The sequence below is a fragment of the uncultured Tenacibaculum sp. genome (assembly GCF_947495995.1).
In the GTDB taxonomy this organism is placed as follows: domain Bacteria; phylum Bacteroidota; class Bacteroidia; order Flavobacteriales; family Flavobacteriaceae; genus Polaribacter.
This window is the reverse complement of sequence record NZ_CANMAX010000005.1, coordinates 93,918-120,895: the sequence shown is the minus strand read 5'-3', so window position 1 is coordinate 120,895 and position 26,978 is coordinate 93,918. Positions and strand designations below refer to the sequence as shown.

The 26,978-nt window shown below is 30.3% G+C and carries 25 protein-coding genes; 16 read left to right on the top strand and 9 right to left on the bottom strand.

What is annotated here, in order from left to right; translation table 11 throughout:
- Window positions 1-35 precede the first annotated feature (35 nt).
- Window positions 36-1,745 (top strand): hypothetical protein, encoded by a 1,710-nt coding sequence (locus tag Q1A15_RS14475; RefSeq protein WP_299625363.1) that lies wholly within the window; start codon window positions 36-38, stop codon window positions 1,743-1,745.
- Between the two features lie 108 nt (window positions 1,746-1,853).
- On the opposite strand, the gene Q1A15_RS14470 is transcribed toward Q1A15_RS14475, so the two are convergent.
- The gene (locus Q1A15_RS14470) at window positions 1,854-2,045 is read right to left on the bottom strand and encodes a hypothetical protein (protein ID WP_095070624.1); all 192 of its coding nucleotides are present in this window, start codon (window positions 2,043-2,045) and stop codon (window positions 1,854-1,856) included.
- Between the two features lie 236 nt (window positions 2,046-2,281).
- Between Q1A15_RS14470 and Q1A15_RS14465 the strand changes: the two genes are divergently transcribed.
- The 3 genes from Q1A15_RS14465 to Q1A15_RS14455 all read left to right on the top strand — a co-directional run bounded on the left by Q1A15_RS14465 (window position 2,282) and on the right by Q1A15_RS14455 (window position 4,005).
- Window positions 2,282-2,716 (top strand): hypothetical protein, encoded by a 435-nt coding sequence (locus Q1A15_RS14465; protein ID WP_299625348.1) that lies wholly within the window; start codon window positions 2,282-2,284, stop codon window positions 2,714-2,716.
- Between the two features lie 168 nt (window positions 2,717-2,884).
- Window positions 2,885-3,163 (top strand): putative quinol monooxygenase, encoded by a 279-nt coding sequence (locus tag Q1A15_RS14460; RefSeq protein WP_299625345.1) that lies wholly within the window; start codon window positions 2,885-2,887, stop codon window positions 3,161-3,163.
- Window positions 3,163-4,005 carry an AraC family transcriptional regulator gene (locus Q1A15_RS14455; RefSeq protein ID WP_299625342.1) on the top strand — a complete coding sequence of 281 codons (843 nt, stop codon included), beginning with the start codon at window positions 3,163-3,165 and terminating at the stop codon, window positions 4,003-4,005. Before Q1A15_RS14460 ends, Q1A15_RS14455 begins: the two co-directional genes overlap by 1 nt.
- Here the strand turns inward: Q1A15_RS14455 and Q1A15_RS14450 are convergent.
- Both Q1A15_RS14450 and Q1A15_RS21045 read right to left on the bottom strand, forming a co-directional pair.
- Window positions 3,968-4,870, bottom strand: coding sequence for an EamA family transporter (locus Q1A15_RS14450; RefSeq protein ID WP_299625339.1), 903 nt, complete (start codon window positions 4,868-4,870; stop codon window positions 3,968-3,970). The two genes, Q1A15_RS14455 and Q1A15_RS14450, sit on opposite strands and share 38 nt — an antisense overlap.
- 110 nt (window positions 4,871-4,980) lie before the next feature.
- The gene (locus Q1A15_RS21045; protein ID WP_363322687.1) at window positions 4,981-5,985 is read right to left on the bottom strand and encodes a GNAT family N-acetyltransferase; all 1,005 of its coding nucleotides are present in this window, start codon (window positions 5,983-5,985) and stop codon (window positions 4,981-4,983) included.
- Between the two features lie 81 nt (window positions 5,986-6,066).
- Between Q1A15_RS21045 and Q1A15_RS14435 the strand changes: the two genes are divergently transcribed.
- The 4 genes from Q1A15_RS14435 to Q1A15_RS14420 are packed head-to-tail and all read left to right on the top strand — an operon-like array spanning window position 6,067 to window position 8,115.
- Window positions 6,067-6,426: a DoxX family protein gene (locus tag Q1A15_RS14435; protein WP_299625336.1), complete on the top strand. Its 360-nt coding sequence runs from the start codon at window positions 6,067-6,069 to the stop codon at window positions 6,424-6,426.
- Window positions 6,414-6,944: an NAD(P)H-dependent oxidoreductase gene (locus Q1A15_RS14430; RefSeq protein ID WP_299625333.1), complete on the top strand. Its 531-nt coding sequence runs from the start codon at window positions 6,414-6,416 to the stop codon at window positions 6,942-6,944. The genes Q1A15_RS14435 and Q1A15_RS14430 overlap by 13 nt, the downstream gene beginning before the upstream one ends.
- Before the next feature lie 6 nt (window positions 6,945-6,950).
- Window positions 6,951-7,391: a MarR family transcriptional regulator gene (locus Q1A15_RS14425; protein WP_299625330.1), complete on the top strand. Its 441-nt coding sequence runs from the start codon at window positions 6,951-6,953 to the stop codon at window positions 7,389-7,391.
- 1 nt (window position 7,392) lies between these two features.
- Window positions 7,393-8,115 carry a pirin family protein gene (locus Q1A15_RS14420; RefSeq protein WP_299625326.1) on the top strand — a complete coding sequence of 241 codons (723 nt, stop codon included), beginning with the start codon at window positions 7,393-7,395 and terminating at the stop codon, window positions 8,113-8,115.
- A gap of 82 nt (window positions 8,116-8,197) precedes the next feature.
- Here the strand turns inward: Q1A15_RS14420 and Q1A15_RS14415 are convergent, their stop codons facing one another.
- A complete protein-coding gene (locus Q1A15_RS14415) occupies window positions 8,198-9,922 on the bottom strand; it encodes a T9SS type A sorting domain-containing protein (protein WP_299625323.1) in 1,725 nt (574 codons plus the stop codon).
- 153 nt (window positions 9,923-10,075) lie between these two features.
- Between Q1A15_RS14415 and Q1A15_RS14410 the strand changes: the two genes are divergently transcribed.
- Window positions 10,076-11,017: a nitronate monooxygenase gene (locus Q1A15_RS14410; RefSeq protein ID WP_299625320.1), complete on the top strand. Its 942-nt coding sequence runs from the start codon at window positions 10,076-10,078 to the stop codon at window positions 11,015-11,017.
- 71 nt (window positions 11,018-11,088) lie between these two features.
- Window positions 11,089-13,116 carry an NADPH-dependent 2,4-dienoyl-CoA reductase gene (locus Q1A15_RS14405; RefSeq protein ID WP_299625317.1) on the top strand — a complete coding sequence of 676 codons (2,028 nt, stop codon included), beginning with the start codon at window positions 11,089-11,091 and terminating at the stop codon, window positions 13,114-13,116.
- Here the strand turns inward: Q1A15_RS14405 and Q1A15_RS14400 are convergent, their stop codons facing one another.
- Together Q1A15_RS14400 and Q1A15_RS14395 are read right to left on the bottom strand one after the other, a co-directional pair.
- Complete coding sequence (locus tag Q1A15_RS14400) at window positions 13,117-14,079, bottom strand: glycogen-binding domain-containing protein (RefSeq protein ID WP_299625314.1); 963 nt, start codon at window positions 14,077-14,079, stop codon at window positions 13,117-13,119.
- A gap of 4 nt (window positions 14,080-14,083) precedes the next feature.
- Window positions 14,084-15,055 (bottom strand): aspartyl protease family protein, encoded by a 972-nt coding sequence (locus Q1A15_RS14395; RefSeq protein WP_299625311.1) that lies wholly within the window; start codon window positions 15,053-15,055, stop codon window positions 14,084-14,086.
- Between the two features lie 361 nt (window positions 15,056-15,416).
- Here Q1A15_RS14395 and Q1A15_RS14390 point away from each other — a divergent pair, with 361 nt between their 5' ends.
- The 5 genes from Q1A15_RS14390 (at window position 15,417) to serA (ending at window position 20,801) form a co-directional block, all read left to right on the top strand.
- Entirely contained in the window at window positions 15,417-15,593 is a 177-nt protein-coding gene (locus tag Q1A15_RS14390; protein WP_299625735.1) for a CAL67264 family membrane protein, read from the top strand.
- Window positions 15,594-15,665: 72 nt separating this feature from the next.
- Entirely contained in the window at window positions 15,666-17,357 is a 1,692-nt protein-coding gene (gene ettA, locus Q1A15_RS14385) for an energy-dependent translational throttle protein EttA (RefSeq protein ID WP_299625308.1), read from the top strand.
- Between the two features lie 248 nt (window positions 17,358-17,605).
- Window positions 17,606-17,965 carry a hypothetical protein gene (locus Q1A15_RS14380; protein ID WP_299625305.1) on the top strand — a complete coding sequence of 120 codons (360 nt, stop codon included), beginning with the start codon at window positions 17,606-17,608 and terminating at the stop codon, window positions 17,963-17,965.
- Window positions 17,966-18,141: 176 nt separating this feature from the next.
- Window positions 18,142-18,690, top strand: coding sequence for a hypothetical protein (locus Q1A15_RS14375; RefSeq protein ID WP_299625302.1), 549 nt, complete (start codon window positions 18,142-18,144; stop codon window positions 18,688-18,690).
- 227 nt (window positions 18,691-18,917) lie between these two features.
- A complete protein-coding gene (gene serA / locus Q1A15_RS14370; RefSeq protein ID WP_299625299.1) occupies window positions 18,918-20,801 on the top strand; it encodes a phosphoglycerate dehydrogenase in 1,884 nt (627 codons plus the stop codon).
- A 65-nt stretch (window positions 20,802-20,866) separates the two neighbouring features.
- Here serA and Q1A15_RS14365 read toward each other — a convergent pair whose 3' ends face one another.
- The 3 genes from Q1A15_RS14365 to Q1A15_RS14355 all read right to left on the bottom strand — a co-directional run bounded on the left by Q1A15_RS14365 (window position 20,867) and on the right by Q1A15_RS14355 (window position 25,411).
- The gene (locus Q1A15_RS14365; protein WP_299625296.1) at window positions 20,867-22,222 is read right to left on the bottom strand and encodes a hypothetical protein; all 1,356 of its coding nucleotides are present in this window, start codon (window positions 22,220-22,222) and stop codon (window positions 20,867-20,869) included.
- Window positions 22,223-22,414: 192 nt separating this feature from the next.
- On the bottom strand, window positions 22,415-23,752 hold the full coding sequence (locus Q1A15_RS14360; RefSeq protein WP_299625293.1) for a hypothetical protein: 1,338 nt from the start codon (window positions 23,750-23,752) through the stop codon (window positions 22,415-22,417).
- 219 nt (window positions 23,753-23,971) lie between these two features.
- Entirely contained in the window at window positions 23,972-25,411 is a 1,440-nt protein-coding gene (locus tag Q1A15_RS14355; RefSeq protein WP_299625290.1) for a hypothetical protein, read from the bottom strand.
- 257 nt (window positions 25,412-25,668) lie between these two features.
- Between Q1A15_RS14355 and kynU the strand changes: the two genes are divergently transcribed.
- Window positions 25,669-26,931: a kynureninase gene (gene kynU / locus Q1A15_RS14350; protein WP_299625287.1), complete on the top strand. Its 1,263-nt coding sequence runs from the start codon at window positions 25,669-25,671 to the stop codon at window positions 26,929-26,931.
- Window positions 26,932-26,978 lie beyond the last annotated feature (47 nt).

Here is a 26,978-nt window from a genome sequence, read left to right as displayed (position 1 = left end):
AAAAAGGAGACCAAAAATCAAAAAAATCTAACAAAATGATAAAAAAATATTGGAACAAAGGAGGAAAGCAAAAGTTCATCGTCATATTTGGAACTTTAGTGATTTTGCTTGCATTATTCATCTTAAGAGATGATTTTCAGCCAGCTTTACTTTTTGTAAGGAAGTTTATATTTATTATCATTTTATCATTTACAGTATTATTTTTAGGAATTAGAAAGTTCCGAAGAACAGCAGGTGCAGGAGGCAGATTAGTTACATTGTTTGGTATGATTGTCTTTTTCGGAATTTTATACTTTGTAGGTTGGCAATATAAAATGTACGATTATGTAAAAATGTACAATGTTTTTAACGATTTAAATAAAATTGAAATCAGTGAGTTACCTTTAACTCAGAACGAACGTATACAACCATTAATGAATATCTTCTCAATGGCTAACGAGTCTGTTGGAGAAACAAAAGATGTATCGTTACCACATTTGGTTCGAGTAGATTCTATCAATAAATGGACTATGGCAATTCAGCCAACAGAAAAATATGCTTGGCAAGGTATGACTGATAATACAGAAGAAGTTTTTGCCGTATCTAGTACAACACCTTTTCCAAGATTTTCAAGTGAAAATAGAATTCCAGTTACTTTTTCTATAGGTGAATCTTTAAAATTCAGTAGAAATACATACAATGCTGTTGTACAACGTTTCAATCTTTTTCAAATGTTTACGATGGAACCAAGTGACACGTATTACATGAAAAACGATAAAGGAGCTTGGGTACAAGTGGTAAGTTTAATCAAGTGGAAAGGTTTCTTTTTTCCATATCCTACTTTTGGAGGAGTGATGGTTATAGAAAATGGAGCACATGATTTTAACGATTATGTAGAGCGTATTTTCTTTGGAAAAGGAACTTTTATAGCTCCAAAGGATATGAAGAATTATCCGTACTTAACACGTCAAAATACTTTAGCCGAAAAAGTTTCGAGATTACAAGCTGAATCATTAAAATTCTTAGGTGGATTTAGCGATCCGTTACCTTGGAATATGAAAACAGCAGTAAAAATACCAGATTTAGAAGACGATCAAAATCAACAACCTTTTGTAACGGATTTTGATTTCTCAGATACAACTTTAGATGCTTATAGCGGTTTATACCATTGGTTCGGATTAGAACCAGTAGGAGATGAGCGTACAAGTTTAAGTTTTAGTGTATTTATTCCTGCTGATGGAACAGATAAGTTGTATTATTACGATCATAGTGCAAAAAAACAAGGTTATGCGGGAGTTTCTGCTATGCCGTTAAAGGTTATCGAATCTCGTAAAGAATTTGATTGGTCGGTGAATAAGCCTGTTGAATTTAGACCTTATATTAAAAACATTGCTGGAAGAAAACGTATGTTCTTTTTAGGAACAATTTCTGCAATTCGTGATAACTCTAGTAATTTTGACGGATCTGCAACTCCAGATTTAGCATTAATTGATAGTGAATATAGAGATGTAGTTTGGATTGATGCTAAGCATCCAAGCAAATGGGATGTAAATGTTTTTGAACAATTAGGAGAAGCTTGGAAAGAAAGTGAAACATCGAACGATTATTTTAAAATCAATTCTACACTTTTCGAAAAAGAAAAAACTGTGGCTTTAGATTCCGTACAAACAATGTTAAAGGAGGCAGAGAATAAACTGCAAATAGAAAAATTACAAAAGCAAATCGATTCTATAAAGGCATTAGGTAAAGAACCAAAAACAGAATAGAATTTGTTTTTAAAATTCTACAATACTAAAAAACCATATTATTCAAACTGAATAATATGGTTTATTTTTTAATGTCGGTTAACACAGTTAATGTGTTAATAGAATAGTTTAAAAACCTCCGTTACCGCCTGAAAGTCTAATACATAATTGACTACAATATTGTCCTCCTTCACTAGTGTAATTATCTAGTCCAGATATACATTCGTCCAGACAGTGAATCATACAAAATTCTCCTCCTGTAATTGTAGTTTGCTCTTTCTTGTTTAGCTTTTTTCCTAAGTTTGAAATGTTTTTTAACATAGATTTATTTTTAAAAGGTTAATATTCTAAAAGTAATGAATTTAATATGTTAAAAATGTTAAATAAAACATAATTGTATATTGAATGGGATTAAATTTTTTTTGAAGTTTTTAAAAGAATATTTTTAATGAGATGTGAAAAGTTTAAGTATTTTTAAATCCTAAATAAAAATGCTGTATTCCCTTATAATCGTTTCAAAACTTATTGAACGTATATTAAATTGAATTAACCAACACATGAATTTATACACCAAAATATTAACTACCAGATATTACTATCTAGAACATATAAAATTAGTTCCACCTTCTTGGCTAGCATTATGTCACACTTCATTTTTACATACTGTAAATGTTTTTTTAATCGTCTTACATTTCGATTTTAAAGTAAACTTTTTAGGAGATCAAATATTTGATATCGGTGTTATATTACTTGCAATTTTATTAGCTGGATTGCATTATGTTTTAGTTGTAAAAAGAAAAGCTTTTCCTGAACGTGTAAAAGAAATATCAATTAATTCATTTAAATTGTATGATGGAATACATTTAGTGTACGAATTATTTACTATCGGTTTCTATTTTTATGTTTATCAAATGTCTCCGATAAATTTCTTTTACATTGTAATTGCATTAGTAGCATTATTTCTATATAGACACTTTTTAACTGAGAAATAGAAATTAGGTTAGTTTTACTTTTAGATTGCTTTTATTGAAGGTTTATTATTGTTAGAAAGAAGTTTTACAAAACTTTAAAATAATTTGTTGTAAAAGATATTGATGTCGTTTTTTTACTATTGAGCGTTATTTTTTCGATTCATATTTGTGATATAAAAACAAATAATAATGAAAAAAGTAATTATAGTTCATTTAGAAATTAAACAAGAAAATAGAGAAAGTTTTATGAAAGAAACTTTTTCAGTAACATCAAAAAGCAGAGCAGAAACAGGTTGTTTAGAATATAATATTCTGGAAAATTGTTATTCAGAAAATAAATTTATGATTTATGAAGTTTATGAAAATAATAAAGCTTTTGAGAATCATAAACAAAGTGAGCATTATAAAAAATATATCAATTTTGTAATGCCTATTTTAGCTAAAGAACCTGTTATAGAAATTTATTAATGTATTCTAATACATCTTATTTACCAGCAAAATCATTAGAAAAATATATTGATCGTTATTATCTTTTTGAAAAAGAGGATAACGATTTTTTTCATTTACCAAAGATTTTACCAGGTACAGGTTTAGAGTTAGTTTTTCACTTAGAAACAGCATTATCTGTCAATAATATTGTATTGCCACAAGCTCATACTATTTGTCCAAGAGAAGGTTTTTCTTTCGACAAGACAGATAAGGTTTCCTTTTTATCAGTTCGTTTTAAAAGTGGGAGGTTCCGACATTTCACTAAATGGAGTTTTTTAGATTTAAATGATCAGTTTGTCTCAGTTGATAAACTCTGGGGAAAGGCTGGAAGTAATTTGGTAGCAGAATTGAAAAACATTAAATCAATTGAAGCTAAAATTAGTTGTATCGATGCATTTTTATTGAAAATGTTTGATGAAAATTACAATCCAGGTGACGAAAAATGGAATCCAATTATTGATGAATTGTATTATCAATTTAATGACATTAATCTAGCAAATCTTTCAAGTAAACTGCAATTAAGTATGCGTCAGTTTCAACGAAATTTTAAAAGTCAATTTGGAATTACTCCTAAGAGATTTCAACAACTAGCAAGAATGCAAAGTATTGTGAAAAAAGGATTATTAAATAATGATAAGAATTATTTAGATACGATATATGATAGCGGTTATTTCGATCAAAGTCATTTTATCAAAGAGTTTAAAGCTATGGTAAAAAGAAAACCCTTAGAGTATTTTAATGAACAGAATTTTACCACAAATTTTTATCATAAATCTGTAAACGCTAATTCGAATACAAAATCAAAGCAACCCCAATTATAATTCCAGCTAATGGTAATAGTTTTTTGCGTTTGTTCTTTTCTTTAAATAAAATTCCACCCAAGACTACAGCGATAATTAACTGACTTCTTTTAATAGCCGATAATAACATAATTAAAGCCTCTGGATCTTGTAATGCTTTGAAATAAAAATAATCAGCAGTTTGTAGTAAAATTCCAACCGCAGGAATAGACCAACGCCATTTAAAAGCTTTACGTTTTTCAATCTTCGGAAACCAAATAATACTTAAAATAATAAGTAGGATTAGAATACAGTAAAAGCAAAACCAGAACTGTAAAGTTTGCGGATTTAAATGAATTTTCTGAATTAAAAACTTATCATATAAACCACTAGAGGCTCCTAAAAAAGTAGCACCAATAATTGCATAAATCCACTTATTACTTTTAAAAATAATACCTTCTTTTTTACCTACTTGTGAATACAGATATACCGAAAATATAATCAAGAAAAAACCAATCCATTGGTATAAACTTGGTCGTTCTTGATATAAAAATATGGCTCCTAAAAAAGTAAAAAAAGGTCCACCAGAACGAATTGGAGCAACAATAGTTAATGGTAAATGTTTTAAAGCTTGGTAGGCTAAAATCCATGACGAACACATAATCATAGATTTTATAAAAATGTAACCGTGTTTTTCTACAGGAATATCTTGAATTAGAAAACCAGCTTTTAATGTTGCATCAGGAAAAAAATGAGTTCCAATATAAAAAGGAAGTAATACTAGAAGTCCGCTTACCAATGTTCCTAATAAAACAGGATATACCTCATTGTTTTTTACTGCGTGTTTCTTACATAAATTGTGTAAACCTAAAAATAGAGCAGCCAAAAGGCCTAAATACATCCACATGTGCGTTACTATATTTTACATTGAAGTCTGCAAAACTAGCTATTATGAATGATTTAGACCTTAACTTATTTAAAATTTTAAAGTATAATTACTTTACCGTTATAGTTAAATTACAATCCTTTGTAAACCATTTTTATATCACTACGTTTATAAGGAGAGTTTGCTTCTAAAGGTACTTCTACAAAACCATATTTTCGATAGATATAAATTGCATTTTCTAATAAAGTATTAGAGTAGAGTAGTAGTGTGCTAAAATTCTCCTCTTTAGCAAAATCAATACATTTTGTAATTAATTGCTGACCAATTTTATGACCTCTATGTTCAGGAGAAACCGCCATTTTTGTTAATTCAAAAGTACCTTTATCATCAAGAGGCATTAATGCAACCGTTCCAACAATTTCATCATTTAATTTGGCAAAGAATATATGTCCGCCTTTATCTATAATATATTGCTTAGGTTTTCCTAATACTTCTTCATCAAATGGTTCAACATAAAAATATGTTTGCAACCACTCTATATTCAAATCATAAAAATGTTTTGCAAACTCTTCAGAAAAGTTTACAATTTCAAGTTGCTTTTTATTATTTGCTATGTAATGTTCCATAATTGCTTCGCTGAATTTTTTTTGAGTGAATTTCTTTTCTAGTTTATTTATATGTTCAATTAAAGAATCTGATGTAATTCTCGTATACACCTTAATTGTATGTTCAATACTTCTCCATAATGGCTGAATATTTTCAGCTAATTGTTTTCCTTTTTCAGAAAGAGAAATTAATTTTTTTCGTTTATCTGAAGGATGTTCTTTTAGAACTATTAATCCTTTTTTTTCTAGTTTATTAATTACCTGAGTTGTTGCTGGCTGTGAAGTTTGCAAACTCTGATTGATCTCGGTATTTGTAACCTCATCTTTGTGTTGTATAACTTTAAACGTAGGAAAGAGGTAAGGATCGAAATCAAAACCAAAATGATCGTAAACTACTTGAGTTTCTTTCATCATGTATTCACTAAGTCTTTTTAATCTAGAACCAATACCAACAGCTCCAATTCCTTGTAATGCATCCATATTAATATATGTAAATATATAAGTACTTATACAAATGTATAACTTTTTCATATTATACCATTGAATAAATCAATATTAAAATTTATTTTCCATGGAAAATATTTTATATCTTTGTAGTGTAAAATTTTAATTATGAAGAAAAATCAAATCATATTTTATATATCAACAGTACTCTTAACATTATTAATGTTGTTTTCTGCTGGTATGTATTTTTTCAATCACGAGCATATCGTTAAAGCTTTTGAAGGAATGGGATATCCAACATATATTATTTATCCTCTAGCAGTGGTTAAACTTTTAGGATTAGCTACTATTTGGTTTATAAATAATAGATCTTTAAAAGAGTGGGCATATGCAGGTTTCTTTTTCAATACAGTATTAGCATTTTTTGCACATGTAATGATAAAAGACGGTCAACAAATGTTGGCAGCAATAGGTTTCGTATTAGTATTAATTTCATATAATTTCAACAAAAAAAGATGGGTAAAGTAGTAGCTTTTGCAGGTAGTAACAGTAAAAATTCAATAAATAAAGAACTAGCAACATTTGCTGCAAGTTTATTAACAAACAACGAGTATAAAGTATTAGATCTAAACGATTACGAATTGCCACTTTATAGTATAGATGTAGAATTAGCCGGTGAGTTTCCAGAAGCTGCAGTTCAGTTTAATGATGAATTAGCGAATAGCGATGCTATTATAATTTCTTTAGCAGAACATAACGGTAGTTATACTGCAGCGTTTAAAAATCTTTTAGATTGGGTATCTAGAAAAGATAAAACTGTATTTAAGAATAAGCCAGTATTAGTTTTAGCAACTTCACCTGGAGGTAGAGGAGGAGCAACTGTATTAAACACAGCTTTAAATAGTTTCCCTCATTTTGGAGCAGATATAAAAGGAAGCTTTAGTTTACCTTCTTTCAACGATAATTTTAAAGATGGTAAATTGGTAAATGAAGATTTATTAAAAGAATTATCTGTAGCAGTTCAAGATTTAGAAGCAGTATTATAATAGCTTATGGGAGATATAAAAAAGGATATAAACGCAACTTTTGATAATAATAAGTTTAAAGCTTTTATCAATATTAAATATACTGCCAATTGGATAAGTAGTAGGGAAGTAGAGTTTTTTAAAACCTATGGAATATCTCCACAACAATATAATATTCTTAGGATTTTAAGAGGAGCTGCAGATAAAATTAAAGTTCAATTGGTTAAAGATAGAATGGTTGAACGTGCTCCTAATGCAACTCGATTAATGGATAAGTTGGTAGAGAAAAATCTTATTCTGAGAAGTAAAGGAGAAGTTGATAGAAGAGAAGTATATGTAGCTATTTCTGAAGAAGGACTACTGTTACTTTCTGAAATTGACAAGAATATAAACGCATTAAACCTTCTAGAAAGACTTTCTGAAGAAGAAGCGGAACAATTAAGTGATTTATTAGATAAAATTCGATAATATGCAATTAGTAAAATTTCCAGCAGATACACGTGGTTTTGTAAATCACGGTTGGTTACAAGCAAATTACTCTTTTAGTTTTGCTAATTTTTACAATCCTGAACGAGTGAACTTCGGTGCACTACGAGTATTAAACGACGATTTAATTGCACCGAGTATGGGATTTAGTACTCATCCACATCAAAATATGGAGATTATTACAATTCCGTTAAGTGGTGTTTTAAAACATAAAGACAATACTTCGAATGAATGGTTATATGTAAATCCAAATGAAGTTCAAGTTATGTCTGCAGGTACAGGAATTTATCATTCTGAAATGAATGGAACTACTGATAAGTATTTAAGTTTATTTCAAATTTGGATTATACCTAATGAAGAAGGAGTAAAACCAAGATATAATCAAAAAACGTTTCAACCTGAAGACAGAAAAAACAAACTTCAAGTTCTGGTAAGTTCTACAGATGATGATAATTTTGATGGTTTAAAAGTGCATCAAAATGCGAAACTTTCAAGAATTGATTTAGACGAAGGTGAAATATTTACATATGAGTTGAAATCAGAACAAAACGGAGTATATCTTATGAATATTTCTGGTGAAATTCTTACTGAAGATACAGTAAGTACAGACAGAGATGCTATTGGTATTTCTCAAACAAAATCGTTTACAACAAAAGCGAAAACTGCATCAGAATTATTATTTATAGAAGTTCCTATGGAAATATAAATCCGAAGCAATTCTTATAAAATCAAAAAAGTCAATCTATTCAGATTGACTTTTTTTTGAATGTTATTTAAGTTGAAGTGTGTTATTGCTTCACTATTTTAATAAATTGAGTTTTTCCTTCGTTATCATTAATAACTAAGTGATAGATTCCACTAGAAAGTGAGTTTGTAGAAAAAGAAATCAAGTCAGATTTTTCTTTTTTATGAAGTACTAAATTTCCAACTGTATTAAAAAGTTTGATATCATAATTACCAAAAGAACGCAATTGAATATTCACAAGATCACTTGTTGGATTCGGAAATACTTTGTTTGTAAGCGAAAAGTTTTCTTCTGTACTTAAAGTAGTATTTATAATAGAAAAATCAGCGACAACAGGAAAATGATCAGAAGCTACACTTGTGTCAAATTCTTGTAATCCAAATAAACTTAAACGATCACTAGGCATTTCTTCAGTTTGAATTACAAATGTTTTTTCAGCATTTAAAACATAATCAGAGTAGATAATAAAATCTAACTTTCCAGGAGGAAAATTAGAACCATCTGATCTCCAAGTATACGCCATTGGAATATCTGTTTGTAAAGCATTATCATGTTTAAAATCAGTATCGTCCCAATCTAACGGAGCACCAGAGCCGTAAGTAGCAATATTTTGAATTTGTCCAGTTAATAAAGTTGCTAATTGATTCGAAAGTCCAACTAAATTTAAATCACCAGAATATACAATTGGTGTATTTTTAGGTAACGTAATTTGTCCGCCAGGCGATTTCGCATCCAAAACAAAAGCAGCGTATTGATCAACTTGTCTTTGTCTTCTATCATTTGCACCACAACAATTCAAATGTGCATTTGTATAGAGTAAATCTGTTCCGTAGCTCTCAGGTAAATCAATAAGTACAGGAAACTGACGATCTAAATCCCATTCTTGTAAAATTTCCCATTTCGATACGGTAACTTCTCCACCGTGTTTTCTAACATACCAACCATCTGTAGTTCCTAAAGGCAACCAATTATCAAATAGAGATTTTATATACTCTACAGTTGTGTCAGAACTTTCAACAAAACCAATAACATCAGGTTGAATAACTTTAATAATACGTTCGTATTCATCTAGTTTATTCGTGTCTAGTAAAGAATTTAATTTCGTGTTATAAGCAACAACTCTAATAAAGTTAGCATCAGTTTTATTGATATCAATAGGCTGATAAGGAGTTACAGGAGTTTCATCAAAAGTGTATGTAAATACATTATTCAAATTAGGTAACCAATCGAAATTTGCTCTGTTACGGAATAAAATTTTAACTGATGAAGAAGGAAATAACGGATTTACGCCATCAGGAATACTTGCTCTTGGTATTGCAATTTCAAATTCTTTTGAAGTTACAGTTGGAGCAGATCTAAAACCAACTTCAGCAAAATTAACCTGAGCTTTTGGTGTATTGGTGAAGTTATTGAATAAGATTCGATCTGCGAATTGAATACCTAATTCAGCACCATAATCATCGCGTACTTTAAATCCAGTAGTAGAATTGTCATCAGTATCTAAATACAAGAAAAAATTATGCGGAATTAAATCACCATCAGTTAAGTCAAATTCTTTATTTGCTTTAATTCTTAAGTATAAATATTCAGCATCATTTGTAACTTGAAACTCTAGTAAATCTATACCATCAAGAGTTTCATTTGTGTCTGTAAACGTAGTTAGATTAGAAGTCCAATCCTCAAAATTACCATCAATAATAATTGGAGCAGATTGAGAATAACTAAATGTACAGACAAATATTAAAAGGGTTAATAAAAGTTTATTCATTTATTTTATTGTTATAAAAAGGTTAGCAAATTTATATTTTCATTAAAATAAGTAACAAGAAAATAAGATTAAAAGAAAGTTAAGGTTTACAAATTCGAAAAATAAAAGTATCTTGCAATTATTATGCATGCATAATAAATTTAAAAATTAAATATGTCTAGTCTAACAGAATTATTAAATATAAAACACCCGATTATTATTGCTCCAATGTTTTTAGTTTCAAATACTAAAATGGTTATAGAAGGTATGAAATCTGGAGTTGCGGGTTGTATTCCTGCTTTAAATTATAGAACTACAGATGAATTAAGAGAAGCGATTAAAGAATTAAAAGCCAATAAGGTAGAAGGAGGTTCTTTCGGATTTAATTTAATAGTTAATAAATCTAATGTTAAGTATAAAGAGCAACTTAAAGTTTTATGTGAAGAAGGAGTAGATTTTATTATTACATCGTTAGGAAGTCCTGAAGAAACAATTAATAAGGCTCACGAAGCCGGAATTAAGGTGTTTTGTGATGTAACAGATTTAAAGTTCGCACAAAAAGTAGAGTCATTAAATGCTGATGCTTTAATTGCAGTTAATAATCAAGCTGGTGGACATAGAGGTAATATTTCACCAAAAGATTTAATTACCGAGTTAAATGAAAATTGTAAACTACCAGTAATATCCGCTGGAGGTGTTGGTAACAAAAGTCAATTACAAGAAATGTTATCTTATGGAGCAGTAGGAGTGTCAGTTGGTAGTCCTTTCATCGCATCAATAGAATCAGGAGTTAACCAAGATTATAAGCAAGCTTGTGTAGATTACGGAAGTGATGATATTATAATGACCAAAAGAATTTCAGGAACTCCATGTACAGTGATTAACACACCTTATGTACAGAAAATTGGTACTGAAGAAACTTGGATTGAGAAAATACTAAACAAAAATAGAAAATTGAAAAAGTGGGTAAAGATGATTCGCTTTTCAATGGGAATGAGAGCAACAAAAAATGCAGCAATGAAAGCTACATACAAAACTGTATGGGTAGCTGGACCAAGTATAGAATATACAACATCTATAAAACCTATTAGTGAAATTGTAGATAGCTTTGTATAAATTGTATTATTAAAAAATGTATATTGTATTTGTTATGCATGCATAGCAAATAAACTAACAAACAAAAAACGATGACAAAGTATAAACATATTTTTGAACCATTAGACTTAGGTTTCACTACATTGAAAAATAGAGTTTTAATGGGATCTATGCATACAGGGTTAGAAGAAGAGAAAAACGGTTATGAAAAAATTGCAAGATACTATGCTGAAAGAGCAAAAGGAGGTGTAGGTTTAATAGTATCGGGTGGAATTGCTCCCAATATTCAGGGTTGGACAGGACCTTTTTCTGCCAGAATGAGTACAAAAAAACACACTAAAAATCATAAAGTAATTACCGATGCTGTTCATGCTGAAGGTGGAAAAATATGCATGCAAATTTTGCATGCTGGTAGATATGGTTATCATCCTTTAAATGTAGCACCATCTGCTATAAAATCTCCAATAACACCTTTCAAACCATTTAAATTGAAAGAGTCTGGAATTAAAAGAACGATTAAAGATTTCGTAAGATCTGCAGCTTTAGCAAAAGAAGCAGGTTATGATGGAGTAGAAATTATGGGATCTGAAGGTTATCTAATCAATCAGTTTATAGCTAAAAGAACCAATAAAAGAAATGACGATTGGGGTGGTAGTTACGAGAATCGTATGAAGTTACCAATAGAATTGGTAAAGCAAACTAGAGAAAAAGTTGGAGAAAATTTCATCATTATCTACAGACTTTCAATGTTAGATTTAGTTGAAAATGGAAGTTCTTGGGATGAAATTGTAATGCTGGCTAAGGAAATAGAAAAAGCAGGAGCTTCAATAATTAACACAGGAATTGGTTGGCACGAAGCTAGAATTCCAACAATTGCGACTTCTGTACCTAGAGCAGCTTTTACTTGGGTTACTAAGAAAATGAAGAGTGAAGTTTCTATTCCTTTAGTAACTTCAAACAGAATAAATATGCCAGAGACTGCCGAAAAAGTTTTGTCTGAAGGTCATGCTGATATGATTTCGATGGCTCGTCCGTTTCTTGCAGATCCAGAATGGGTAAACAAAGCAAAGGAAGAAAGAGATGATGAAATCAATACATGTATTGCTTGTAATCAGGCTTGTTTAGATCATGTTTTTGAGCAAAAAGTAGCAAGTTGTTTGGTAAACCCTAGAGCTTGTCACGAAACAGAATTAAATTATACACCTACAGATAAGAAGAAAAAAATAGCTGTAGTTGGTGCAGGTCCTGCTGGTTTAGCAGCTTCAACAGTTGCTGCACAAAGAGGACATGAAGTTACTTTGTTTGATGGTGAAAGTGAAATTGGAGGTCAATTCAACATTGCAAAACAAATTCCAGGTAAAGAAGAGTTTTATGAAACGATTCGATATTTCGGTAAACAAATAGAACTTCATAATGTAAACCTAAAGTTAAACACAAGGGTTAATGCTGAAGATTTAGCTCAAGGTGATTTTGATGAAGTTATTTTAGCTACAGGAATTACACCAAGAACACCAAGAATTACTGGTGTTGACCACGAAAAAGTGCTAAATTATATTGATGTTCTTAAACTTAAAAAAGAAGTAGGAAGACGTGTTGCCGTAATTGGAGCAGGAGGTATAGGTTTCGATTTATCGGAATATTTATCACATGAAGGCGAAAGTACTTCGCAAAATATCGATGCTTGGTTAAACGAATGGGGTATTGATAAAAGTTTAGAAGCTAGAAGTGGAATTGAAGGTGTTGAAAAACACGTACATCCTTCACCAAGAGAAATCTTTATGTTCAAACGTAGTAAAGGTAAATTTGGTGGAAACTTAGGAAAAACCACAGGTTGGATTCATAGAGCAAACTTGAAGAAAAAGAATGTACAATTCATTAATGAAGTACAGTACGATAAAATAGATGATCAAGGTTTACACTATACACAAAATGAAGAACAAAAAGTGTTAGAAGTAGACAATGTGATTATTTGTGCAGGACAATTACCGTTTAAAGAATTATTACAACCATTACAATCTAAAGGAGTAAAAGTTCACGTAATTGGAGGTGCAGATATTGCGGCGGAATTAGATGCTAAAAGAGCAATTGATCAAGGAAGTAGATTAGCGGCAGAAATCTAATTACCTGACCATTTTTACAGAATTAATATTACCATGTCCATCAAATTCCTTAACGGGGTTTGATGGATCTACTTTCCACTCTCCATCTACTATAAACTTATAATGATGTTTTCCTGACTGTAAAACAGTAGAGAAAAACCAACCTTGTTTTACTTTTGTCATTTTATAAGAACCTTCCGACCAGTTATTAAAAGATCCCGCCAGTATTACTTTTTCAGCGTTTTTAAAACCTTTTAAGAAAAACTCAACTCTTGCAGAGATATCAATTAACGAATTGTATTCGCCAAATTCATTTGGGACTTTTTTAGAGTTTTCAGGATCTTCAATCCAATTTCCATCTACAATAAATCGATACTCGTAAATATTAGGTTTTAGCTGTAACCTTAATTCCCATCCGTTATCTGTTTTTTTCATTTGAAACAGTTGTTCATCCCATTTATTAAAAGAACCGGCAACGATAACTTTCTTTGCATTAGGAAAGCCTTTGAGTTTAAATTTAGCATTTCCATTTTTACTAGGATATGCATTGTACATTTTAAAGTTGTAGGTGTAATAGTTTTTATCACCATCTTTTGCAAGAGTAATATTGTTTGCGCTTTCGTTAGGTTCTGCCCAAATGCTATTATTAATTACAAATTTGAATTCCCAGTTAAAATCATCAGTAAAGTCATCTATTTTTTTTCTTAATTCGTAAATGTTGGTATTTACTTTAGTCATTTTCCAACGATCTCTGGACCAAGAATTGAAGTTTCCGGCAACTACTACACTTTCAATATTAAAATCATCAAACTCTAATCTTTTCTGATTTTTTTCGTCGGTAGCTTCTGTATAATCTCTTTTGTCAAAAGTAAAAACAACATAGTCTCCTTCAATTCTATATCCTTTTATGGCTTTCTCTTGAGCAAAAGCATTAAAGTTTATAAAACTGATGAATATTAAAATGATGTAGAATACATTCTTCATAGAGTTATCTAACCAGAGGATATTTAATAAAATAAAGTTTTTCCTTTTTGTAATTAATAATTACTCTTTTTTGGGCAAAGAAATCATACCCTAAAATACCATCTAACTTTGTGCCAAAAGCATTGTTCATATTGTTTAGATTGGTAAGCATGGTTTTCATCGGACCAAAAAAAGTATTGTCATTTAGTTTTACTCGAAACAAATTTCCGTATAAAACTTCAATTTTCTTTTTACTCGCTCCCATTAATTTTACACGTTTTTTTGGATAAAAATGTCGCAACGCTTTTTTATTGATTCTTTTATTTAACTGATTAAACTCAGCACCAGAATCGAGTCCGAATACAACTTCTTCGTTACCAATATAGCCATTTAAAACAATTGTATGTTTTTTTAATTTAAAATTGATAGAATCAACAATCTTCTCTAAGTAAACATGATCATTTAAAGTATTACCATCACGGTCAACTTTGGTTAATGTAATCTGATTTAAGTAAAGGTCTATAAAAACTTCATAATCTTTCAATGTACTAAAACCGATTATTCCTAAGAGTTTCATTTTTTTACTCTTTTCGATGTGAGATAAATCAATAATATCAGATCTTTTGTTTTTAAAGGTAATTGCTCCTAGTGACAACTTTTTTATTTTCTTTTCGAAAATATCATCAACATAATTAATTACTCCAGAAGTATTTTTCTTTTCTTTTTCAAATGAATACGTTTTAAAATGAACTTTGTTCAAAATCATAGTTTCAGAACCAGTATCAATAATAAAGTTTCCTTGTTTCCCTTTAATTTTTCCTTCAATAACAATAAGTCTATCTACAAGTTTAAATGGAATTCGAGTTGAATATTTATTAATGATTTGTGCATTTTTGAAATGAATAGGAATTGAATTCATGAAAATAGAATCATCGTTATTCGCAAAAATGGTATTGCAGAAAATAGAAAAGATAATTATGAAAATAACATTGCGCATATTTAAAAGACTATTTCTTTTGAATTAAGTTACAATCATTTTATCTAGAAGATGAAAAACTTATGTTAAAGTTAAAACGATGCAATTTAAGCACCTTTTCGTGTTGTTATTATAAGTTTAAAAAATGGTGTAATTATCTATATAAATCTAATTACAAGCTAAATATGATGAAATTATATAACGATTTGATAAAAAAAACAGGTATAGAATCTAATATTCTTACTGATAATTCAAATATTTCTCGATATTTGTAGCTCATCAAGCGCATAGAAGTAAGACATTTGTAAGAACTCCACTCAAGAGTACGATTGACTTACAACGAACCACGCTAGTGGAGGCGCCCAAAATTTAGATTATGGCAATGAATAAAAACACAGTATTAGCTTATGCAACTTTAATTATGGTTATTATGGGAATGCTTTTGGTAGCTTTAGCAGTTTTCAAATACGATGAAATTGCAGGCTATGGATTTGGAGCAGTAGGATTAGGCTTTTTTTCTATTGCATGGGTATTTAACGCTTTAAAAGGTAGAGTATAAGAAATACAATTACTTTTCCTTAAATTGTAATCGTACAATTAAATTTAACAAACCAAATTAATAACTACATAAATGTCAGACGATAAGAAAGTCATTTTTTCCATGAATAAGGTTTCTAAAACCTATCAATCTACTGGAAAACAAGTTTTAAAAGATATATACCTTAGTTTCTTTTATGGAGCTAAAATTGGAATTTTAGGTTTAAATGGTTCGGGTAAATCGACCTTACTTAAAATTATTGCAGGAGTTGAAAAGAATTATCAAGGAGATGTAGTTTTTTCTCCAGGATATAAAGTTGGATATCTAGAACAAGAACCTCAGTTAGACGAGGATAAAACAGTTTTAGAAATTGTAAAAGAAGGTGTTGCCGAAGTTGTTGAAGTATTAGATGAATACAACAAAATCAACGACATGTTTGGTTTAGAAGAAGTATATTCTGATCCTGATAAGATGCAAAAACTTATGGATCGCCAAGCTGAGCTTCAAGATAAAATAGATGCAACTAATGCTTGGGAATTAGATACAAAATTAGAAATCGCAATGGATGCATTACGTACTCCAGATCCTGATAAAAAGATTGGTGTTTTATCTGGAGGAGAACGAAGAAGAGTTGCGTTATGTAGATTATTATTACAAGAACCAGAGATTTTATTACTAGATGAGCCTACCAACCACTTAGATGCAGAATCTGTACATTGGTTAGAGCATCATTTAGCACAATATAAAGGAACTGTAATTGCAGTAACCCACGACCGTTATTTCTTAGATAATGTAGCGGGTTGGATTTTAGAATTAGATAGAGGTGAAGGTATTCCTTGGAAAGGAAACTATTCTTCTTGGTTAGATCAAAAAGCTAAGCGTTTAGATCAAGAAAGTAAAACAGCTTCTAAACGTCAGAAAACTTTAGAACGAGAGTTAGAATGGGTTCGTATGGCTCCAAAAGGACGTCAAGCAAAATCAAAAGCTCGTTTGAAGAACTATGATAAGTTAATGAACCAAGATCAGAAACAAACAGAAGAAAAGCTTGAAATTTACATTCCTAATGGTCCACGTTTAGGAAATAATGTAATTGATGCTGCTGGAGTTTCTAAAGCTTTTGGTGAAAAGTTATTATATGAAAACCTAGAGTTTAGTTTACCTCAAGCAGGAATTGTTGGAATTATTGGACCAAACGGTGCTGGTAAAACAACAATTTTTAGAATGATTATGGGAGAAGAGAATCCAGATGCTGGAACTTTTGCTGTTGGAGAAACTGCTAAGATTGCTTATGTAGACCAAAATCATGCGAATATTGATCCGAATAAATCTATCTGGGAGAACTTTTCAGATGGTCAAGATTTAGTAATGATGGGAGGAAAGCAAGTGAATTCACGTGCTTACTTAAGTCGATTTAATTTTTCTGGAAGTGAGCAAAACAAGAAGGTAGATACATTGTCTGGTGGTGAGCGTAACCGTTTACATTTAGCCATGACACTTAAAGAGGAAGGTAACGTACTATTATTAGATGAGCCTACCAATGATTTAGATGTAAATACACTTCGAGCTTTAGAAGAAGGATTAGAAAACTTTGCAGGATGTGCAGTAGTAATTTCTCACGACCGTTGGTTCTTAGATAGAATATGTACACATATTCTTGCTTTTGAAGGTGATTCTCAAGTATATTTCTTCGAAGGATCGTTCTCTGAATATGAAGAAAATAAAAAGAAACGATTAGGTGGAGATATTATGCCGAAACGAATTAAGTATAAAAAATTAATTAGATAATTTCTGAAGCTCACCTTTCCGGTGAGCTTTTTTTAAATGTATTCTTTTCATTTTTTAAAAGAATCTTAATTAGCGTTAAAAGTTCTAAAATAGAAAGATGTTTTATTAAATAAAGTTAAAATATTGATTATCAGAAAATAAAAATAGTTGTTTTGGGTTTTCAATTATGTAGATTATAAGTTTTCTGCGCAGTTAATTCAATAGGCTACAAATCAATCAATAAGTTTAATTTTTTAAAACAATCAAAAATGAGTAACTATTTTAAAAAGATAGCTTTTGTAATGCTATTCTTATGTGCAGGAATTTACGGAACAGTAAATGCATTCGAAAAACAATCAGAAGAAATTACTTTAGAGCAAGAAGAACAATATCTTGTAGCAACTTTTGAAGGACATTCTGATGAAGGATTTAAGTTTTTACTGAAAGATGATACAGCTATGATTTTTAATAAAGTGTCAGATGAAGTATTAGAGTTATTTGACCTTAAATCGGATGCTTATAAAGGCAAAACATTCGAAGTTGCCTATGTTTCTAAAGAAAAAGAAGGAGAAACTGTACTTATAATTACAGGATTAAAGGAATTAAAACCGAAGAACAAAAATTCTTAGGATCTAATAGAATTTAATGAAAAGGCCAATAAGTTGATACTTGTTGGCTTTTTTATTGCGCTTTTTTTATATTTAGAAACGAAATAAAAATATTTTTAAGACAGAATGTTAACCTTTTCAAGATAGTTTCATTAAAAGAATGAAACCATGTAAATAAACAATAATTATATAAAATCATGAAAAGAGTAAAATTTAAATTCACGTACTTATTAGTAGCATTTGTATTATCATTCAGTTTTTCTTGTAATTCAGAAGATGGTATGGATGGAATAGACGGAGCGCAAGGTCCACAAGGAGAACAAGGTTTACCGGGAGCAGATGGTAATGCAAATGTATTGGTAAAAACCGTAGATAATGTTGTTTGGACCGAAGGAAGTTATTTAGGGCAAGAAGCAAATTTTTTTGAAATAGATGATATGGATTTAACTCAAGATGTTTTTAGTAGCTCGTTGATTTTGATTTATTTTCAGTTGTTTGGTGATGAGATTTGGTATCCTATGACGTATAACTTTCCGTTTGATAATGGAAATGATGAAGTAATTACTTTTACATATGAGTTAAATAAAATAACCATTTATGCTTTGAGTTCAACAGGTTCGTTAAATGCAGATATTACTAAAGTTCGTTATTTTATCATAGAAGGAAACCCAGCAACTTCATCTAGAGAAGATCTTAGTAAACTTTCTTATGAAGAAGCAGTAAAACGTTTTAAAATAGAAGATTAAAACGTAAAACATTGAAATAATGTAAATTTGGTTATAAAAATCTAAGTATAGATTTTAAAGATAGATTATTGTTAATCTATCTTTTTTTATTGTGTGTATTTTTAACATATTCATAAAATATATAGGTTTTATTATCAGACTGATAAAAATAGAAGATTTCTTAATGTTTGTGTTTTATGTCTACTAAATAGATTGTAATTTTCGGGTTTAATGGACAATTTAATGCCATGAGTAAATATTATATATTCGATTTCGACAGTACGCTTACTAAAGTAGAAGCGTTGGATGTTTTGGCTGAAATAACTTTAGCAAACAATCCAAAAAAAGAAGAGATAATCAACGAGATTATCAAAATTACAAACCTTGGGATTGATGGGGAAATCTCGTTTACCCAGTCGTTAGAACGAAGAATAAAATTGCTTAATGCAAAACGATCCGATTTAGACTTGTTAATTCAAGAATTAAAGAAAAGAGTCTCCAGTTCAATTGAAAGAAATAAAGAATTCTTTGAATCTTATTCAGAAAACATTTATGTAATTTCAGCAGGATTTAAAGAGTTTATCATTCCTATTGTAGCTGAGTATAATATTCCAGCAGAAAGAGTTTTTGCAAATACTTTTGAGTTTAGTGAAGTAGGAGAAATTATAGGTTTTGATAGAAATAATGTACTTTCGGTACATGATGGAAAAATAGCTTGTTTACAAAATTTACAACTCGATGGCGAAATTCAAGTAATAGGTGATGGTTATAGCGACTATATTACTAGAGAAGCAGGAGTTGCAGACAAGTTTTTTGCATATACAGAAAATGTTCAGCGAGAAAAAACAATTAAAAATGCTGATTATATAACACCAAATTTAGACGAATTTTTATTTATAAACGATTTGCCAAGAAATATATCATATCCAAAAAATCGCATCAAAATGTTACTATTAGAGAACATACATGCAGATGCGTATGAAAAGTTTACCAATGATGGATTTACAGTTGAAACTGTAGGAAGAAGTTTATCAGAAGAAGAACTTATTGAAAAATTACAAGATGTACATGTAATTGGTATTCGTTCCAAAACTCAGATCACAAAAAAAGTGATTGAAAATGCACCAAGACTATTAGCAGTTGGAGCTTTCTGTATCGGAACTAAGCAAATTGATTTAGAAGCATGTAAAGAAAACGGAATTGTAGTTTTTAATGCACCATACAGTAATACACGATCTGTTGTAGAATTAGCAATTGGAGAAATAATTATGCTAATGCGTAGTGTTTTTCAAAGAAGTACAGAAATTCACAACGGTCAATGGAATAAAACAGCACAAGGTTCTAGAGAAGTTAGAGGTAAAAAATTAGGAATTGTTGGTTATGGAAATATAGGAAAACAATTATCTGTTTTAGCTGAAGCTTTAGGAATGGATGTATATTATTATGATGTTGAAGATAAATTAGCTTTAGGAAATGCAACAAAAATGAATTCTTTAGCTGATTTACTAGCTGTTTCTGATGTAGTTACACTTCACGTTGACGATAATTCTTTAAACCGAAATTATATCGGAGCAAAAGAAATTTCTCAAATGAAAGATGGAGCGCATTTAGTGAATTTATCAAGAGGTTTTGTAGTTGATATTCCAGCACTAACTGAAGCGTTAAAATCTGGAAAATTAGCTGGAGCAGCTGTTGATGTTTATCCAGAAGAACCTAGAAAGAATGGAGATTTCTTAACTGAGTTAAAAGGTTTACCGAATGTAATATTAACACCTCACGTAGGAGGAAGTACAGAGGAAGCTCAAAGGGATATTGCAGATTTTGTTCCAGGGAAAATAATGGCTTATATCAACTCTGGAAATACTGTTGATGCAGTTAACTTCCCAAATATTCGTTTACCAAAACAACAAAATGCACATCGTTTTTTACACATGCATGAAAACGTTTCTGGAGTAATGGCAAATATTAACAAAGTAGTTGCTGAATATGGATTAAATATCTTAGGTCAGTATTTATCTACAGATCCTAAAGTAGGTTACGTAATTACTGATGTTGATAAAGATTATAATCAAGAAGTAATTCAAGAGTTAAAAAACGTAGAAGGTACATTACGTTTTAGAGTATTATATTAAGATATAATTCAAAAAGTTAAATATAAAATAAAAGCCTTGTTGAAAAACAAGGCTTTTTTATTTGACTATTGTTTTATTTTTAAAACTAAAGAAAGCATTAAAATAGAAAGGCTATTGAATTGATCAAATGATGTGTTACCAAACTGAGGATAAGTATTATTTACACATGCTTCTGCTGAAGCATGAATAAGTTCACATAAAGGATCATTGGTTTGAGAAAGTCTTTCAGAAATTGGGTTTCCTCCTTTTAAATATCCATATAATAAATAACGCATACAAATACCAGATCCTGAAGCATAATCAGAAGAGTCAGTTACTTTAAGTCCGTTATCAGATGTATAAGGAAACCAAGGAGCGATAACATTTCCTTGTATAGGAGTAATTGGATTTGTAGTAGTCATATTAGGAATACCACCTAAAATTAGATTCATTGCTTCATTAGCGAAACTTTGTTCAGATAGCATTATTGTTGAATACTCATAGAATCCTCCTAAATACAAACCTTGATCTCCAGCCCAACATGTGTTTGCTTCAAACCAAGAACTTGGGTTTACTAAAATATTCCCACCATGTTGTATTACACTGTTGTTATATGCTGGATATCGTTCTCTAATTAAACCTGATTGTTCTCCCGTTTTAAATAAAATACTGTATTCAGAATCAGCCATCCATTGTTTAAAGAAAGAAGAAAAAGATTCAATATATGGAGAAATACGCTTTTGTAATTCAAAATCTCCAGACATTTTGTATAATCTGGTAGATAAAGTGAACCATAATCCGTTTACAACGCTATTTTGAAAAGGTCCAAGACTAGCCGTCAGAGGATCACCAAAATTTGATTGCCAAACACCGCCTTGATATCTAGGAGCTGCTTGATCAACATAAGGACTGTTTTGATTTATTGCTGTTTGATATACATTTGGAGCTCCTCCATATTGTGTATATGTACCAGTTTCCATAGCAGTCCAACAAGCTTTAGCAATTTTTTCAGCTTTAGCTTTAGTTTCAGAAGTAAATAATTCTTTATAAGAAGGGTCATAAACTTTAGCACAGGCAATTCCCCACCAACCCGCATCGTCATACCAATTTGCACACTGAGCTATTCCTGGTATTTCACTTGTCCCATTATAATAAACGTTGGCAGGTACATGTTGTGTTTTATTTTGATTAAAAATAATATCACAGTTGTATTTTTTTAAAACATCATGTACAGCTTTTTGAGCTTCTGCTTTTGAGATAGTAACATCTTCATTATCATCTAAAGGGCTAGTAATAGAAAGTGCTAGAAAGTCTAAAACGGTATCAAAAATACAACCAGCTTGCCAGTAATTAGGTGCATCAGCTAATAATGTATTATTCAATAAATCATAATAATTTGAATACGCTAATGCATACTTTGAAATTGTAGTGTCAGTTTTCATAATAAAAGTTTTAATAATGAGTATTTTTTGTGAATTAAATTTACCTTACAATTTCTAGGGAGATGGAAAAAATGGAATGAGATAAGTGAAAATTGGAACAAGTAAAGGGTTTTATATCATTAGGTTAGGTAAAAGTTAAACTAAAAAAACCTTGTTTTTCAACAAGGCTTTTTTATTAAAGTAGTGTAGCTGTTATTTATTTTTCTGTAAATTTCCTTGAATAGACCATGCAAAATCTAACATTAATCTATTTGTGAAAACTGAGTCTTTATAACTTGTATACATATCTCCTTGATAACTTGGTCCGTTAAAAGTGGTGCCTTTAGTGTTAATCGCAGCCACAATATGACAAGACATACAATTAGAATCAACACCTAAATTCGTGTCTATTTTGTTTCCATTATTCATAACATAACTGTCAGAACCAAACCTTCCGAAGTGAGCTTCTAAATACGGATTAAAAGCAATTAATGGATCTCCTTCGTTTTTACCATTAATATAAGGCTGACTTGGTGTGATCATTGAATATGCAACAGCCATAGCATAATGCGTAGCAGCACCTTCAAGTTGAATTCCATTTTTAGAAGAAGCAATAGCATTAGAACTAGGGTTTCTTGGATTTAAAGGAGTTGGAGACCACCAATACGTTTGCCAAGTCCAACGTTTAATTTCTTTTGTAGTAACATGCATAGCAACTAATAAGGCAATGTCACCTTCTTTAGCTTTTACATCAGCATTATTTATTTGTTGATTGTAAGATGCTGCTTGTTTAGCTGAAATTTTAAAATGTATAAAATCATCTAAATAAAAAGTATTATTAGTATTAATACTATCACATGCATAATCTAAACGTCCACTAGGATTCGTTTTTTTGTCTTTAATATTTACATGAATACAAGACTTCCATTTACTTTGTGGATAACCATCATCATATGATTTTGGTCCATTCCATGCAGACATCGTATAAATATCATCTTTTACTTTATCTTTTGTAATGATTTTGTAAACAGGTTTAATATTTATAGCATCAGAAGGAAAATCAGGAATCCTACTATAAGGTCCGGTTTGCATTTTTTTCAAGCTAGATAAATAAAAGATTTTATTATCAATAGCATATTTTTCTGAAGCTTTATTATATCCCACAGTAACAACAATACTTAAATCGTCAGCAACAAAATTTGGATTATGATGCGTGAACTGATGTGGTTTTTCAAATAGAGTTTCTGTTTTTTCGTTTTTTGAAGGATTATTTAATTTATCAATAATCTGAGTTGGACTAGACCATGTTTGATATCTTAATTTATTATCACCTACACTCGTTGTTAGGTGTTTCCAAACATCCCAACTGTGTTTATACATAGACCTAAGATCATTATCAGCAACCCATTTGTTGATCGTAACAGAATCGGTCGGATAACCATAACTGTCTACAACTTTTGTATACTTCTTTTCTTCTTTCTTTTTTTCATTATTACATGATATAAATGCTATTATACATGCAATTAAAGTGATTAGTTTAATTGATTTCATGACTCAGTTTTGTTAGTTATTCAATACACTAAAATTACAAATGCTTTTTTCCCTTACGAGATTAAAATGCATTAGCGTAGTTAAAAGAAGTATTAAAGCATGTTTTTATGTAATAAGAGTTTTTTAAATGAAAAACCTTGCTGACATATTCATCAACAAGGTTTTAGTAATAGTAAAATAAAAAGTTTGGTTAGTTCTTTATTTTAACTTTCGTAAAAATTATTTCATCTTTTTTACAATGTTAAGCACTTCATTTAAGTGTTTTTGTTTTGTCTCTTTTCTAGTGTGTCCCTTTTCACGACTTACAGCACCATTAAATATATGACTTACATTTAAAGGTGAACCACTTGTACCATTACTACTGTGACAAGAAAAACAATTTCCCATTGTAGTAACCGATTGTTCATGTATAGATTTTGGTGGGTTAAATCCTAATTGCTCATAAGTTTCCATAGTAATATTATAAGCAGCAACCGATCCACGAGTTAATTTACCTGGAGCAGAATTACTTAAGTCACCCCCTAAAGTATTTAATAGTTTAGCTTGCTCTGTAGGATATTTATAACCTTCAGTATCAATCCAAATAGAACCGTTGTAAAAATAATTTACCCAGATATCTTTTAATTGAGACTTTACACTTTTATTAATTTTATCAATATTGTCATAGTTTGTTTTTCCATCTTGACTTGTAGCTAAAAAAGAATTTTGAGCTTGACGAGGAACTCCATATTTGTTTACTGCAAATACATTTGGATTATCTTTTGAAGGATCGTTATAATGACTCGCAAGATTATCAATTGTACCAGTTGCATTTTTATCGAAGAACAATTTATTTGTCGAAGAAGTTACAGGAACATCAGCATCTGTTGTTGCTTTCCAATCGTAATAAGGAACTAAATCGTCGTGTTCAAAAGTAGCCCAGATAAATTCAGGATGATTGTATACAACTCCAACTACGTGCATTCCTAATAAAGCTATTTGAGTATCTTCTCCATCAATCACGGCATCTGTTACAAAATACGAACTTGTATCGCTTATTGCTTTCGCATCTACCCATGCAACTTTTAATTCTAAAGAACCTACAGGAAAAGTAGTATCAGTATATTTAGTTGCTTCCATTTTAGCATATTTTTCAATGTTGTTATATAAAGTATCATTCACATGAATAGAATAGTAAACATCATAACTTTTATTGTCTTTACTAAAAGTTTTATTCGATTTTAAAATGTCTCCTGTTGCTTGAACATTGTCATGAGAAGTTAAAATGATTTTATACTGACCACTAGGCTGCGTAACAGGTACATTTTGGTTTGTAACTTGAGTTAGTTCTTTTATAAATAATGGTTTACCATCAATATCATTAGTTAACCACAAAAATTTCTGCCAAGACCATTGATGAAAATCACAATTTGAAACGGTTTTATTATTACCAAAAACACTCGATTTATCTTCAGCAGGAGGAGGAGTTTTACGTTTTCCAGTATTAGAATCAATAGTAAACCAAGAAGATTCTGCTTTACACCACAATTCATTGATTTCACTTTTGGCATAAGCTTCAACTTCTTTTTCAACTTTCTTTATTTCTTTTTTTTCTGTTTTACAAGATGTAATAAAAACTACACCTAATAGTAAGAGAAAAGTAAACCTAAGGAATTTCATAATTTTAAGTATTTGTTAGTTTTTTGATAATCTAAAACTATAGAAAAGAGTTATAAATACTATGTTTTTATCCTTAAGAACATAAAAGAGAGGTATAAAAGTCGGTTTTTACGTTATGGGATTTTTCAAGATGTTTTTTCTGAAATTTTGAATATTACAGTTATCGTTAATGAACAAAATAAAGCAAGATTCATCTCTCTTTTAGCTTTTATAAAACTCCTTTGGTTTTACTATCTTTGATAAAAATCATTCTTTTGATGAACTACGAAAACTCTTTGGATTATGCTAAACAACTAGACAAAGATGATCCATTAGCTTATTTACGAAATCAATTTCACATCCCTAAAGATGATAAAGGAAACGATTGGTTATATTTTACAGGAAACTCACTAGGATTACAACCAAAACAAACACAACAATACATTCAACAAGAATTAGATGATTGGGCAAAATATGGAGTAGAAGGACATTTCGAAGGAGAAACGCCTTGGTTGCCATATCACGAATTTCTTACAGAAAAAATGGCGAAAATTGTTGGAGCCAAACCATTAGAAGTTGTAGTTATGAATACGTTAACTACAAACTTACACTTGCTAATGGTTTCGTTTTATAAACCAACAAAGCAGAAGTATAAAATTGTCATTGAAAGTGATGCTTTTCCTTCGGATAGATATGCAGTACAATCACAATTAAAGTTTCATGGTTTCGATGTTGAAGATGGATTGGTAGAATGGAAACCAAGAGCTGGTGAAGAACTATTGAGAATTGAAGATTTAGAAACTATTGTTGAAGAACAAGAAGATGAAATTGCTTTACTTTTAATCGGAGGTGTAAATTATTATACTGGTCAATATTTAGATATTAAACGTATTGCAGAAATTGGTCACGCTAAGAATTGTATTGTTGGAATTGATTTGGCTCACGGTGCAGGAAATGTTCAACCTAATTTACATGACAGCGGAGTAGATTTTGCAGCGTGGTGTACTTATAAATATTTAAATTCTGGACCAGGAAGTTTATCTGGATTATTTGTGCATGAAAAACATGCGCATAATAGAGATTTACCAAGATTCGCAGGTTGGTGGAATCATAATAAAGATACACGTTTTAATATGCGTCAACCTTTTGATGTAATGGCAGGTGCTGAAGGTTGGCAATTATCAAATCCACCAATTTTATCTATGGCAGCAATTCGTTCGTCTTTAGATTTATTCGATACTGTTGGAATGAATGCGTTACGAGAAAAGTCAGAAAAGCTTACTGGGTATTTCGAGTATTTAATTAATCAAATTGATACAGACAGAATTAAAATCATCACACCTTCTAATCCAAAAGAAAGAGGTTGTCAATTATCAATTCAAGTACAGCATGCAGTTAAAAGTTTACATCAAAAATTAACAGATCATCATATCATCACCGATTGGAGAGAACCAGATGTTATTCGTTGTGCACCAGTGCCAATGTATAACAGTTTTGAAGATGTATTTAGAATGGTTGAGATTTTAAAAACTTTACTATAACTATAAAAATGTCACCTCGAGCGGAGTCGAGAGGTTTTGAATTTAAT

Coding starts and splice junctions, on each gene's coding strand:
- Q1A15_RS14475 (WP_299625363.1), top strand. CDS start 36: ATGATAAAAAAATATTGGAACAAAGGAGGAAAGCAAAAGTTCATCGTC.
- Q1A15_RS14470 (WP_095070624.1), bottom strand. CDS start 2,045: ATGTTAAAAAACATTTCAAACTTAGGAAAAAAGCTAAACAAGAAAGAG.
- Q1A15_RS14465 (WP_299625348.1), top strand. CDS start 2,282: ATGAATTTATACACCAAAATATTAACTACCAGATATTACTATCTAGAA.
- Q1A15_RS14460 (WP_299625345.1), top strand. CDS start 2,885: ATGAAAAAAGTAATTATAGTTCATTTAGAAATTAAACAAGAAAATAGA.
- Q1A15_RS14455 (WP_299625342.1), top strand. CDS start 3,163: ATGTATTCTAATACATCTTATTTACCAGCAAAATCATTAGAAAAATAT.
- Q1A15_RS14450 (WP_299625339.1), bottom strand. CDS start 4,870: ATGTGGATGTATTTAGGCCTTTTGGCTGCTCTATTTTTAGGTTTACAC.
- Q1A15_RS21045 (WP_363322687.1), bottom strand. CDS start 5,985: ATGAAAAAGTTATACATTTGTATAAGTACTTATATATTTACATATATT.
- Q1A15_RS14435 (WP_299625336.1), top strand. CDS start 6,067: ATGAAGAAAAATCAAATCATATTTTATATATCAACAGTACTCTTAACA.
- Q1A15_RS14430 (WP_299625333.1), top strand. CDS start 6,414: ATGGGTAAAGTAGTAGCTTTTGCAGGTAGTAACAGTAAAAATTCAATA.
- Q1A15_RS14425 (WP_299625330.1), top strand. CDS start 6,951: ATGGGAGATATAAAAAAGGATATAAACGCAACTTTTGATAATAATAAG.
- Q1A15_RS14420 (WP_299625326.1), top strand. CDS start 7,393: ATGCAATTAGTAAAATTTCCAGCAGATACACGTGGTTTTGTAAATCAC.
- Q1A15_RS14415 (WP_299625323.1), bottom strand. CDS start 9,922: ATGAATAAACTTTTATTAACCCTTTTAATATTTGTCTGTACATTTAGT.
- Q1A15_RS14410 (WP_299625320.1), top strand. CDS start 10,076: ATGTCTAGTCTAACAGAATTATTAAATATAAAACACCCGATTATTATT.
- Q1A15_RS14405 (WP_299625317.1), top strand. CDS start 11,089: ATGACAAAGTATAAACATATTTTTGAACCATTAGACTTAGGTTTCACT.
- Q1A15_RS14400 (WP_299625314.1), bottom strand. CDS start 14,079: ATGAAGAATGTATTCTACATCATTTTAATATTCATCAGTTTTATAAAC.
- Q1A15_RS14395 (WP_299625311.1), bottom strand. CDS start 15,055: ATGCGCAATGTTATTTTCATAATTATCTTTTCTATTTTCTGCAATACC.
- Q1A15_RS14390 (WP_299625735.1), top strand. CDS start 15,417: ATGAATAAAAACACAGTATTAGCTTATGCAACTTTAATTATGGTTATT.
- ettA (WP_299625308.1), top strand. CDS start 15,666: ATGTCAGACGATAAGAAAGTCATTTTTTCCATGAATAAGGTTTCTAAA.
- Q1A15_RS14380 (WP_299625305.1), top strand. CDS start 17,606: ATGAGTAACTATTTTAAAAAGATAGCTTTTGTAATGCTATTCTTATGT.
- Q1A15_RS14375 (WP_299625302.1), top strand. CDS start 18,142: ATGAAAAGAGTAAAATTTAAATTCACGTACTTATTAGTAGCATTTGTA.
- serA (WP_299625299.1), top strand. CDS start 18,918: ATGAGTAAATATTATATATTCGATTTCGACAGTACGCTTACTAAAGTA.
- Q1A15_RS14365 (WP_299625296.1), bottom strand. CDS start 22,222: ATGAAAACTGACACTACAATTTCAAAGTATGCATTAGCGTATTCAAAT.
- Q1A15_RS14360 (WP_299625293.1), bottom strand. CDS start 23,752: ATGAAATCAATTAAACTAATCACTTTAATTGCATGTATAATAGCATTT.
- Q1A15_RS14355 (WP_299625290.1), bottom strand. CDS start 25,411: ATGAAATTCCTTAGGTTTACTTTTCTCTTACTATTAGGTGTAGTTTTT.
- kynU (WP_299625287.1), top strand. CDS start 25,669: ATGAACTACGAAAACTCTTTGGATTATGCTAAACAACTAGACAAAGAT.